Source organism: Roseburia amylophila, from assembly GCF_025567465.1.
Classification (GTDB): Bacteria; Bacillota; Clostridia; order Lachnospirales; family Lachnospiraceae; genus Roseburia_C; species Roseburia_C amylophila.
In genome coordinates, this window is the sequence record NZ_JAOQKI010000008.1 from 23,684 (window position 1) to 35,498 (window position 11,815).

Below are 11,815 nucleotides of genomic sequence, written 5' to 3' on the forward strand. Positions count from 1 at the left end.
TTACAGAGGAAGAAGATCATGTCAAAAGATGAATATTTAATTACAGATGCTCCCCTTAAAGCACTGACTGTTTTTGCAATGCCAATGATTTTCGGAAGCTTTTTTCAACAGGTCTACAATATGGCTGATTCAATCATTGTGGGTCAGTTTGTTGGATCTTCTGCCCTTGCGGCTGTTGGTGCCTGTGCTGCCCTTACGAATGTATTCATTTGTATAGCACTTGGTGCAGGTGTAGGTGCAGGTGTACTTGTGAGCCGTTATTTTGGTGCCAGAGATTATAGTAAAATGAAAACAATAGTATCAACATCATTGATTAGTTTTCTGGTTCTTAGCATACTTCTGGGAGTTACTGGCTTTTGTTTTTCACGTTCCATGATGGGCTTATTACAGACACCCGCTGATATACTGGAGGAAGCAGTACTATATCTTCGTGTTTATTTTGTGGGATTTCCGTTTCTGTTTATGTACAACATTCTTTCAACGATGTTTACTTCAATCGGTGAATCAAAGATTCCATTATACCTTTTGATTTTTTCTTCTGTTCTGAATATTATGATGGATCTTTGGATGGTAGCAGGCCTTGGTCTGGGCGTGTTCGGTGCAGCCCTAGCCACGCTTATTGCACAAGGTATTTCGGCAGTATTTTCGTTTTTAATCTTTTTATACCGGATACGCCAGTATAAGAGTCCGGCTCGCTGGTTTGACGGGAGGGAATTACGTTCCATGCTCCGCATTGCTGTACCGTCGGTTCTCCAGCAGTCAACAGTGTCAATTGGTATGATGATTGTACAGGCGGTTGTAAATCCGTTTGGTACACAGGCTCTTGCAGGTTATGCGGCAACGATGAGGGTAGAGAATGTTTTTTCACTGATATTTGTGTCCATAGGCAATGCAGTCTCGCCGTATGTTTCCCAGAATCTTGGCGCAAAGAAAATCGGGCGTATCAAAAAAGGATACCACGCTGCACTGGTGTTAGATTTATGTTTTGCAGTCCTTGCTTTTATAGTCATTGAAACACTGCATACACAGATTTCCTCATTATTTCTGGGTAAAGATGGAACAGCGCTGGCATATCAGGTGTCTGGAGATTATATGAGATGGCTCGGCTTCTTTTTCATTTTTATGGGTATCAAGATGGCAACAGACGGAGTTCTTCGGGGACTTGGAATCATGCGTCCATTTCTCATTGCAAATATGGTAAATCTTGCAATTCGTCTGTCAGTTGCTTTGATACTCGCACCGCGTTTTGGCATTGCATTTGTCTGGCTTGCTGTACCGGCTGGCTGGCTTGCAAATTTTCTGATTTCTTATGTGGCACTCAGAAAATCATGGCCAGACGATAAGATGGCTTTTGCTGCTATAGAAGATGGTGCGGCCGTTTTTATAGAAAAATACTGTAAATAGCTGTCTTTAAAAATGACGAAAAACCAAAGCAGGAAGTGTTAAATTTTATCAAAAAAATAGAATTTGAAAATTAAAGCTGAAAAGTCGTTGACTTTTGAAAAAATTCTGATATAACAAGGTCTAGAAAAAATTAAAATAAAGAGAAAGGAAATAAGAATCAATGTTTTCACAAAAAGATAAAATGAAAAGTAAATTAGAAAACATGCATCTGCAGGAAAGGATAAACTATGGCTACAGAAAAGTCATTATTATGATGTTAATTTCAGGCTTGCTTTCTATAGTGGTCATAGGTGTTTTATTTGCTAATATGGTACATTATATAGAAAATGTTACTGTAGCAGATCAGGCAGTAAAAATATGTAGAATTAATGTGAATGCGGCAGCAAGAAATATCAGGGAAATGGCATTAGATGATGATACTTCTTCATATGCCGGTTATGAGAAAACAGTAGAAAAGCTGCTGAAAGAAGTTGATTCTGAACTGAAAAATTTAAAGGGAACCGGAATTATTCCTGACTCAGATTATGAGGAATATTCATCAGCCCTTTCGGATTGGGGAAACATTGGTTATTCTATTATAGAAAAAATTAAAAGTGGTGATAAGGAAAAAGCAGTTGATGAAATCATGAATGATTGCACACCTGCATTAAATAAAGCGGTGGAAATCGCAATAAGATTAGATGATGTGACAGACCAGGAGAGCAGCAGGGCTGCCAGAACTACATTTACTTTTGCTATAGCAGGAATTGTATGTATTATAGTATGTTTATTTTTGGCATGGATACTGACAAAGAAAACAGGTAAAAAAGTCCTGGATACAATTCTTGAACCTTTACGGGCAGTTGAGGATGTCGCAAAGGAACTGACAGAAGGAAATTTACACAGTACACTGGATTATCGTTCAGAAGATGAGATTGGAAGACTGGCACACAGTATGCGTAAATCAATCCGTATCCTGGGAAGCTATGTAGACGATATTGACCGTGCAATGAAATTGTTTGCAGAAGGAAATTTTGATGTTAAACCGGAAGTAGAGTGGCGGGGAGATTTTGTCGGAATTTTAAATTCTTTTATGCAATTTGAAAAAAGTATAGGAGAAACGATTAAAGGAATTCAAAATGTTTCCAATGAAGTTTCAAGTGCAGCAGACCAGGTAGCATCAAGTTCTAATGATCTTGCAGATGGAGCTACAAATCAGGCGGCAGTAGTAGAGGAACTGACAGCAACAGTTGCAGGTGTATCTGAACAGGTAGAAAATAATTCAAAATCTGCAAAAGAAATTAGTGGAAGGGTGGATGAGCTTGGAAATGCCATTTTAGAAAGTAATGGTAAGATGCATGAAATGGTTGATTCCATGCATGAAATTAATGAAGCATCAAAAGAAATTGACAAAATTATTGCAACAATTAATGAAATTGCTTCCCAGACAAATCTGCTTGCATTGAATGCTTCTATCGAAGCAGCAAGGGCAGGAGAAGCCGGAAAAGGATTTGCAGTTGTAGCAAATCAGGTAAATTCGTTAGCGGACCAGAGTGCCCAGGCAGCGAAAGAATCTGCAATGTTGATTGAAACCTCTGTGAAGGCAGTAGAAAAGGGTATGGTGATTGCAGGACAGACTGCGGCGCAATTGGAAGATGTTGCAGAGAACTCTAAAATAATTACAGAAGAAGTTACAAATATTGCGGAAACGTTAGAAACACAGACAACAGAAATCCGGCAGATTAATGAAGGAATTGAACAAATTAATGATGTTGTACAGACCAATTCTGCAACATCTGAGGAATGTGCAGCTGCCAGCCAGGAGATGAGCAGCGAATCAGAAAATCTGCGTGAAATGATTCGTAAATTTAAAGTGGCAGAATCAGAAAAAACAGTATAATACGATAATGATTTCCAGCTATAATTTCTAACACAGAATAGAAAGTTTATCAGTATAAAAGTTTTGTAAGAAAGGCACTTATACTATGGATACAAACATACGCAGACTGCTCAAGGAAATAGGAGCAGAGGATTTAATAGAAGTATTTGCACCATGTATGGATGACTATCTTTATATTATAGATTTACAGAAAAATACCCTTATCATTTCACAGGAAGCGGTGAAGCGTTTTAAGATGCCGGGCAATTCATTTGATAATGCTGCCGACAGTGTCCGCTATTTTGTATATGAAGAAGACCGTCCGATGATTAGGGAACATTTACAGCGGATTGCGGATGGAAACGAAAAAAATCACAATCTGCATTACAGATGGCTTGATAAAGAAGGGATGCCGGTATGGATTAACTGCCGTGGAAAGATAATCCATGATAAAGATGGAAAACCTCATTATCTTATAGGCTGTGTAAACGAAATTGGAAATATACAGCGGGCAGATAATATCAGCGGACTTTTGGGTGAAAGAGAAATGCATTCCTTTGTTTCTTCCCATATAAAAGACAGCTCGTCAGTATTTTTAATACATATAGGGATTGATGGATTTAATGCGATTAATGGTACATTAGGCGTAGATTATGGAAATTATGTGTTGAAAAGTGTTGCTGACGGTATCAAGGAATGTCTTTCTGATAACCAGCAGCTGTACCATCTTGTTGCAGATGAGTATATGATTGTTGATCTGGAAAGCCATACAAGAGATGATGTTATGCTATTGCAGAAGGAAATATGTAAAAAAATAGAAGATTTTATTATTTCTGAAAAATATAAGGTGGTTTTTACAGTATCTACCGGAATTATCCATGCAACGAAGCTCTTAAAATATTATGACGAGTATCGTAAAATAGCGGTTTTCTCTTTAAAACAGGCAAAGTCCATGGGAGGAAACGGAGTATATTTTTTTGAAAAAGAAGATTATAAGTTATTTTTAAAAAAAGAGAAAATAAAAAGTGCACTTCGAGGTGCCGTGACAAATGAATTTGAAGGATTTGAAGTATACTATCAGCCGATTATAGATTGTTCCTCGGGAAATATAATTGGTGCGGAAGCGCTTATGAGGTTTTCCATGTATTCAGGTGGAAAAAAAGAAAGTATCTCGCCTGTGGAATTTATACCATTACTGGAAGAAACCGGGCTTATTATTCCGGCTGGAAGATTTGTATTAAATGAAGCTGCGGCAATGTGCCATGAAATGCGGCAGTATATACCGGGATTTAAGGTTAATGTAAATATATCTTATATTCAGATGATGAAAAGTGATATCTGGAAGGACATACTTTCGTCTATAGAACAATATAATCTTCCGCCGGAGAGCCTGTGTGCGGAACTGACAGAAAGCGGATATACGGATATGACACCGTATTTTTATACGCTTCGGAAGAAATTCGAAGAGAAAAAAATACAGTTTATTCTGGATGATTTTGGCACAGGTTTTTCAAATCTACATTGTATTGTAAACATGAATCCTAATTATGTGAAACTGGATAATCATTTTACAGCAAAAGCTATGAGTCAAACAAGGGACTTTGAGCTGTTAAAAAAAATAGTTGAACTGGTACATAGTATAGATATCAAAATATGTATAGAAGGTGTAGAAAAAGAAGAGTGGTATCAAAAGCTGAAAGAAATACATGCTGATTATCTGCAGGGCTATCTTTTTGGCAGACCATGTGATAAAAATCAGTTTTTAAATCAGTTCATATGTAAAGGTATCAACTAGCAAACTTTCTTAATTTTCATTTCTATTTTGGAAAAGGCTTCTTGAAGGAAAATTCTACCTGTGATAGAATAAAATTAATTATACTTACAGGGAAAGTAAGTACCCGGCTGCAGGACATATCCAGGGAACTGCCAGTATAGTGGCAGGTTTTTACGGTTTGCTCCTGCTATTTAGTGAAAAATAAAAAATCATGGAGGATTTTTACAATGGAAGAAGCAAAGCAGAACATCAAACAAAAGAAGGATTCTTACAATCTGAGAATTGTGACGGCTGTACTGGTATTAACAGTGCTGGTTTTAGGGGAATTATATGTGATGATTAACTATCCGTCCAATTATGTGGCATTGATTGTACTTACAGTTGTAGCACTGGCTGATATTTATATTCTGATTGCCAGTGCAATCCAGAAAAATTATAAGAAAGAGATTGACCAGTACGAACAGTATGATAATCTGTTTAAGTCAGAAAAAGCTTCTTATCTTGTAACCCGCAAATCCTTTGAAGATATTGCGGATCAGCTTGATCGTATCGAAGAGGCAGCCGGTTCACCGACAAAGGACATCATAGATGCACAGAAATCCATTGCCAAAGTTACCATAAGCCGTAACAAAGAAAATTCCGATGCATTGATGAATTCCAACGACAAATTATTAGAGCAGATATTTAATCTTTCCGACCGTCTGGATAATCTTGAGAAGAACGTGTTAGAGCAGCAGCGTATCATAGTTGAGAATGCCAATAAAGACCTTCTGCTAAAACAGCAGGAAATGGCAGCTTCCGTGAAAGAAATGGAATTATCCATCCACAATACCATATTAGCTGAAGTTGGAAAAATAAATGGTGCGCCAGCTGTTGCTTATACAGCAGCACCGGTACAGCCATCATCAGCCGCACCAGTTGAGGAAGTAACGCCGGAAGAACCGGAAGCACCAATCAACGAAGTGATGCCGGAAGAACCGGAAGCACCAATCAATGAAGTGATGCCGGAAGAACCAGAAACAGAACCGGAGACAACTGCAGAGGATATGCCGGATTTAGCAGAAGATGATTTATTAAATATAGATGCTTTATTCGGAAATGACGAAGCAGCTGAGACTACAAAAGAAGTAGCAGAAGAAACCGGATCCGCAGAAGAGAACAATGAACCGGAACCAGAAGAACCAGTTGGTTTTGATGATACACTTGGATTTGCAGATGAAGAACCGGAAGAACCTGCATTTACAGAAGAAATGGTAAATACCATTGATGAACCGGTTATGGAAATGAATTCCGACCCGAATCATATGATGACACCGGAAGAGATTGCAGCTTTGATTGCAAATGCTGATGCAGCAGCTGAAGAAGCACCAGTTGTAACAGAAGATGCTATTTCAGAAGAATCTGAGCCGATAACGGAAGAGGAACCTGTGTCAGAACCGGTTGTGGAAGAACCGGCAGCAGAGCCTGTTATCGAGGCAAATTCTGACCCGAATCACATGATGACACCGGAAGAAATTGCGGCATTATTTGCTAATATGTAATTTACAAAATTTTTAAAAAAAATAAAAAATTACTTGCAATTCGATAAATTCTATTATATAATAGTCCTTGCGTTAAGCAATGCGCCACTAGCTCAGCTGGCAGAGCACCTGACTCTTAATCAGGGTGTCCAGGGTTCGAACCCCTGGTGGCGCATGTAAAGTACCGATTTTGTGGACGTGGAGCCATGGGGTTGGTGCTTTTTTTTGTTATAAAAAATCCGTAAGAAGCTGTCAGTGGCAGGTTCTGTAGATGTAAATAAGGAATGATGAAGATATCGTTTATTTGTTCAGTATATTTTTTACTTCTTTAAAAGACCTTTGAATTGTAGTAAATTTAGTATGCAGGGCAGGCTTACGGTAGGAAAAAAGCAAAGCCTTTCTGGAAAAGCAGTTTGATTTGAATTTCATGAGGGCATACCCTTTTTTAGATATTATATGCAAAAGGATATAGAAAAATATATAAATATAGAGGAAATCATTTGGAAAAGAAAATTCTGATTGCCTGTGCAATGCAGCAGGATGAAATTGAAAAGTACAGAAAACAATTAAATATAACATATCCTGTTGTATATCTGCAACGTGGATTGCATAGAAACCCGTTTGTATTAAGAAATCTGCTGCAGCAGGAGATTGACAGGCACCAGGATGTGGATATAATCCTGCTCACCTATGGATTGTGCGGGCGGGGCACGGAAGGGATTGTAAGCTGGAATACCGAGCTTGTAATGCCACGTTTCCACGACTGTATCCACCAGCTTTTGGAGAATCATGTGGATAAGAATTCTCTTTATGCAACAAGAGCGTGGACAATTGACAAGGAGTCCATTGGAGGCCAGTGCCGCACCATTCTTGCTGCTTATGGCAGAGAACGGGGGATGGAAGTCTTAGATACAATCTATGGCGGTTATGAGAAGATTACTTTAATAGATACGCAAAGCTATGATATAAAGAAAACCAAAGATGGACTGAAAAGACCTGCAGAACTTCTAAATAAGAAGCTGGCGGTGGAGCCATCCGACTGCAATATTATAAGAAAGCTTTTATCGGGAAAATGGGATTGTAATTTCGTTCATCTTGAAAAAGGAGAGCGTGTCACAGAAAGACACTTTATATAAGAAAACCGGCTCCCTGACTTAGAATAAAATCTAATATCAGGAAGTCGGTTTTATGATGTATGCTCTGCAGTTTATTATTTTTTCATTTCGTCCATATAGACAGCAATTTTTTTATCCATACCAATAATATGGTTGGATAACCAGCCCAGCAGAAACTGAATCAGTTCCAGAAGATAAGTCTGCTGGTTATTGTCCATATCGTCAAGTTCTGAGAGGTCAATTTCTACCAGGCGTTCAACGAAAGCAGTGTGGGCACGCTTCTGGGCAGCCAGTTCCGGATAGTGCATCTTCTCCATCAGCATTTCCTCATCAGCAAAATGAAATTGTGTATAATCCTTTAATTTCACTAAAAGCCGCATAATTTCATCATATTTGTCATGCAGCAGATCGTTTTGAATCAGGTCATTGGTCTCTTTTATAATTTCAAAGAGACGGCGGTGCTCTTTATCCACAAGGTCAATGCCGGTCTTGTATTTGTCCGTAAAGGCAAATGGGTCTTCGGAAGTCCCTTCAACTGCGGACATTTTTCCAATCATCATATCACTGCTTAAGATATGGTGGTACAGCCAGCGTACCAGATAGGAAAGTAGTTCTTCGAAAGATGCTCTGGCAGCCTCTTTTGAAGACTTATCTAAAATAAAGGAATTGATTTTCTCAGCAAATTCAGCATGTTCCTTTTTCTGAAGAGGAAGCTCCGGGTCATGAATCTGTTCCATATAAGCCTCTTCATGGGCGAAATGTGTATTCGCATAATCCTTCAGATGAAGAAGTAGGCTCTGGGCAATTCCGGAAATATCTTCGGTTGTTTTAACAAGGGAAAGAGCATCATTTATTATCTGGAATAATTTGCGGTGTTCCTCATCTATTTGTGGAATATGAATCATACAATCTTCTGTAAATTCGTACATGGTATACATCTCCTTACATTGTATTAATGATTTATGCTACGATGTATTATAAACCCTCAGAAGATAAGCCACAATAAAAAAAGAAAAATTTATAAAAATTTCACTGATAAACCAACTCCGACTGCTCAGGCAAATGGTTCATCTCATGGGTCATGCATCCGGCAGTGTCCGTGCACTGGCACTATCGGAAAGGTCATAAAGGAATATTTCTGGAAGTAATCAGCTTGCAGATAGGATTTCCCCTGGAAGAGAATTTCTCTTCGTATTCGGTCATGATATTGCCTTCGTTCATGGCAGTATCATGGTGTAAATCCCTTGTAAATGCGTCCAGATTCCAGCCTGCAGCATCGATTTCTTCTAAGGAGAAGTCAAAAAGTCCTACGTTATCGGTCTTAAACTCAATCTGTCCGTCACCTTTTAAGACTTTGTCATAGCGCTCTAAGAACTGGCGGGAGGTCAGTCTTCTTTTGGCATGGCGGTCCTTTGGCCATGGGTCGGAGAAATTAAGATAAATGCGGTCTAACTCGCCTTTTTCGAAAAAGTCCGGCAGAAGTGCCGCATCTTCACACAGAAGGCGTAAGTTTGGCAGTGGATTTTCTTCCAATTTCTGGAGTCCGCGGTACAATACGCTTTCGTAACGTTCCATGCCAAGATAGTTGATATCCGGATTCCGGGCAGCTAAGTCCATGATAAAGCGTCCCTTGCCCATGCCGATTTCAATGCGGATCGGGTGGTCATTTCCAAATATTTCATTCCAGTGTCCTTTATGGGAAGCGGCATCCTTGATACAGAGGTCACTGGCTTCTACAGCCGGCGCAGCCGCCGGAATATTGCGAAGTCTCATAATATGAAATCCTTTCTACTTATATATATCTTTCGAAAACAATTTATCATATTTATGGTTTAAAAGAAAGAGAATTGTGAATATTAATGGAAAGGTATTGCACCATGGAAATGGATTGATATATACTTAAAGGTAAGAATGATTTAGGAGCAGCAGAAAATGAAAAAGAAAAAGAGAATATTAAGCTTCGGACTGGCAGTGTGCTGTTTTGTCGGCTTATTGGGTATAAACACACAAAAGGTAAAGGCGGCAGAGTACTGGCCTAAGGACCCGGAAACCGAATCACCCAATGCGATTGTGATGGAAGAGAGCACAGGAACGGTTCTTTATGATAAGAATTCCACGGAGCAGCATTGTCCGGCAAGTATCACGAAGATTATGACCACGCTTCTGGCACTGGAAAACTGTTCGCTGGATGAGACAGTAACATTTTCCAAAGAGGCGGTTTATAACACCCATGGTTCTGGAATCTCCAGGGATGTGGGAGAGCAGATGACCATGGAGGAATGCCTTTATGCAGTCATGCTGGAGTCCGCCAATGAATGTGCCTATGCGGTAGCGGAGCATGTAGGCGGAACCGTTGAGAATTTCGTTCAGATGATGAATGACAAAGCGGCAGAGTTAGGTTGTGTGAATACACATTTTAACAATCCACACGGACTATCTGAGGGAGAGGATGCAACCCTTCACTACACCTGCTGTTATGATATGGCACTGATTGCAAAGGCGGCTTACCAGAATGAGACTTTCCGTGTGATTACATCAACTAAGACCTATCAGATTCCACCAACCAACAAGCATGATGAAATCACCTATCTGCAGAATCACAATGAGATGATTCATGCCTTTAAAACCAGAGGACAGTATCTCTATGAATATTGTGTTGGTGGCAAGACCGGATACACCACAGCGGCAAACAGTACGCTGGTTACCTATGCAGAAAAGGACGATATGACACTTATTTGTGTCATTATGAATGCCCAGTCGCCGGCGCAGTGGACAGATAGTATTGCATTGTATAATTATTATTTTGAGAACTTTTCGCTATATAATGTAGCTCAGAATGAGACAAGGCTTGAAAATGGAGAAATGGATACGGGAATGCTCAATACCAATTCCTCCTTTGTAAAGATAGACCCGGCGGGAAATATTGTTCTGCCAAAGAGTGCAGAATTCAGCGAAGCTACGCCAGCAGTAAGCTATGATAATACTTCGGATGATGTGTTGGCAAATATCAAATATACATTTGCAGGACATGATGTAGGCAGTGCGGATATCATTTCCACCGGAGTAAAAGCAGATACATTCTCCTTTGATAATGTAAAATCAGAAGAGATTTCTACGGAAGCAGGAACCAGAACCACCACGAAGCATAAGTTCCAGATAAATATCTGGAAAGTGTTATTGGGAATTCTCGGTGTCGCAGCTCTTGTGGTCATAGCATTTCTGATTTGGAGATTTGCGGATAATTTCTATATTATCAGACACAAATATTTCTCAAAGAGCAGACCGGATAAACGTTATAAAACCATAAAAAGAAACTATCGCAGCAAGAGGAGACGACGCAGAAGAAGAAAATAGTCTCGAAAATTGCAATAGAACAACTGAAAAAGACAAAAATAAAAAGAAACGACAATATTTAAATTTAAATATTGTCGTTTTACGTTATCTTGGACATTAACGTCAGGACGAATTATATTCTGATAATTTGTGGATAAATCCATTATTATTCTGTTATTGTAGTAGAGTTATCCACACTATTTGGATAATTATCATCAATTTGTGGATAACAGAGTCTGGAGGTAGGAAAGGATACGGCTGCGCTCCCTGGTGTAGATAATGATGCCATTATAAGCCTTTACCATAGTATCATAATGTCCCTTTAAGCTGATGGAAGAACTTAAAGTATACATCAGATAATCGGCAAGCTCGGTTGGTACTTCAATCAGTACCGGTTCGGATTCCGCCAGACTTTTTAAAGAAGCTTCACCGGATTGCAGCAGGCGGCTGATTTCTTTGTCCTGCTCAAATTGCTCTGATGTTTTATTTACAATAAAGTAACCTCTCTCATCCCGGGGCATATCCATTGCCTTGATGGCACGCTGCACCTGTTTGGTCAGCGCATCGGAAGCAGGGTAAAGGGACTGGAAATATCCCATAAAATCCGAAGCCTGACGGAAATGTTCATTGCAGCCCTTTTCTAATACTTCTGTGACCAGAATACGTTTGATAATCTTCTGGCAGGTTTCCCGGGAAGGGTTTTTTCGGGTAGTATTTTCTGTTTCCATAAATACCTCATTTATCAAAAACAAGCGTATATTCGAATAGACATATGCGACATTAAATATTGTTCCAAATAAATTATACGACA

The 11,815-nt window shown here is 39.3% G+C and carries 9 protein-coding genes and 1 tRNA gene; 7 read left to right on the forward strand and 3 right to left on the reverse strand.

Annotation, left to right across the window (positions count from 1 at the left end; translation table 11 throughout):
• Positions 1 to 18: 18 nt before the first annotated feature.
• The 6 genes from OCV43_RS06470 to OCV43_RS06495 all read left to right on the forward strand — a co-directional run bounded on the left by OCV43_RS06470 (position 19) and on the right by OCV43_RS06495 (position 7,692).
• Entirely contained in the window at positions 19 to 1,404 is a 1,386-nt protein-coding gene (locus OCV43_RS06470; protein ID WP_262623671.1) for an MATE family efflux transporter, read from the forward strand.
• Positions 1,405 to 1,564: 160 nt separating this feature from the next.
• On the forward strand, positions 1,565 to 3,283 hold the full coding sequence (locus OCV43_RS06475) for a methyl-accepting chemotaxis protein (RefSeq protein ID WP_262623672.1): 1,719 nt from the start codon (positions 1,565 to 1,567) through the stop codon (positions 3,281 to 3,283).
• Positions 3,284 to 3,368: 85 nt separating this feature from the next.
• Positions 3,369 to 5,057 (forward strand): EAL domain-containing protein, encoded by a 1,689-nt coding sequence (locus OCV43_RS06480; protein ID WP_262623673.1) that lies wholly within the window; start codon positions 3,369 to 3,371, stop codon positions 5,055 to 5,057.
• A gap of 206 nt (positions 5,058 to 5,263) precedes the next feature.
• Entirely contained in the window at positions 5,264 to 6,577 is a 1,314-nt protein-coding gene (locus OCV43_RS06485; protein WP_262623674.1) for a hypothetical protein, read from the forward strand.
• A gap of 81 nt (positions 6,578 to 6,658) precedes the next feature.
• A tRNA-Lys gene (locus tag OCV43_RS06490) sits at positions 6,659 to 6,731 on the forward strand.
• 325 nt (positions 6,732 to 7,056) lie between these two features.
• A complete protein-coding gene (locus tag OCV43_RS06495; RefSeq protein ID WP_227700864.1) occupies positions 7,057 to 7,692 on the forward strand; it encodes a DUF1638 domain-containing protein in 636 nt (211 codons plus the stop codon).
• A gap of 74 nt (positions 7,693 to 7,766) precedes the next feature.
• On the opposite strand, the gene OCV43_RS06500 is transcribed toward OCV43_RS06495, so the two are convergent.
• Both OCV43_RS06500 and trmB read right to left on the reverse strand, forming a co-directional pair.
• On the reverse strand, positions 7,767 to 8,600 hold the full coding sequence (locus OCV43_RS06500) for a bacteriohemerythrin (RefSeq protein ID WP_022244295.1): 834 nt from the start codon (positions 8,598 to 8,600) through the stop codon (positions 7,767 to 7,769).
• Positions 8,601 to 8,793: 193 nt separating this feature from the next.
• The gene (gene trmB / locus OCV43_RS06505; protein ID WP_022244294.1) at positions 8,794 to 9,444 is read right to left on the reverse strand and encodes a tRNA (guanosine(46)-N7)-methyltransferase TrmB; all 651 of its coding nucleotides are present in this window, start codon (positions 9,442 to 9,444) and stop codon (positions 8,794 to 8,796) included.
• Positions 9,445 to 9,603: 159 nt separating this feature from the next.
• Between trmB and OCV43_RS06510 the strand changes: the two genes are divergently transcribed.
• On the forward strand, positions 9,604 to 11,025 hold the full coding sequence (locus tag OCV43_RS06510; RefSeq protein ID WP_262623675.1) for a D-alanyl-D-alanine carboxypeptidase family protein: 1,422 nt from the start codon (positions 9,604 to 9,606) through the stop codon (positions 11,023 to 11,025).
• Between the two features lie 194 nt (positions 11,026 to 11,219).
• Here OCV43_RS06510 and OCV43_RS06515 read toward each other — a convergent pair whose 3' ends face one another.
• Positions 11,220 to 11,732 carry a hypothetical protein gene (locus OCV43_RS06515; protein ID WP_022244292.1) on the reverse strand — a complete coding sequence of 171 codons (513 nt, stop codon included), beginning with the start codon at positions 11,730 to 11,732 and terminating at the stop codon, positions 11,220 to 11,222.
• Positions 11,733 to 11,815 lie beyond the last annotated feature (83 nt).

What these genes read in the sequence shown, in the direction of transcription:
- OCV43_RS06480 (WP_262623673.1), top strand. Translation starts at nt 3,369, where the DNA reads ATGGATACAAACATACGCAGACTGCTCAAGGAAATAGGAGCAGAGGAT.
- OCV43_RS06485 (WP_262623674.1), top strand. Translation starts at nt 5,264, where the DNA reads ATGGAAGAAGCAAAGCAGAACATCAAACAAAAGAAGGATTCTTACAAT.
- OCV43_RS06475 (WP_262623672.1), top strand. Translation starts at nt 1,565, where the DNA reads ATGTTTTCACAAAAAGATAAAATGAAAAGTAAATTAGAAAACATGCAT.
- trmB (WP_022244294.1), bottom strand. Translation starts at nt 9,444, where the DNA reads ATGAGACTTCGCAATATTCCGGCGGCTGCGCCGGCTGTAGAAGCCAGT.
- OCV43_RS06470 (WP_262623671.1), top strand. Translation starts at nt 19, where the DNA reads ATGTCAAAAGATGAATATTTAATTACAGATGCTCCCCTTAAAGCACTG.
- OCV43_RS06510 (WP_262623675.1), top strand. Translation starts at nt 9,604, where the DNA reads ATGAAAAAGAAAAAGAGAATATTAAGCTTCGGACTGGCAGTGTGCTGT.
- OCV43_RS06500 (WP_022244295.1), bottom strand. Translation starts at nt 8,600, where the DNA reads ATGTACGAATTTACAGAAGATTGTATGATTCATATTCCACAAATAGAT.
- OCV43_RS06515 (WP_022244292.1), bottom strand. Translation starts at nt 11,732, where the DNA reads ATGGAAACAGAAAATACTACCCGAAAAAACCCTTCCCGGGAAACCTGC.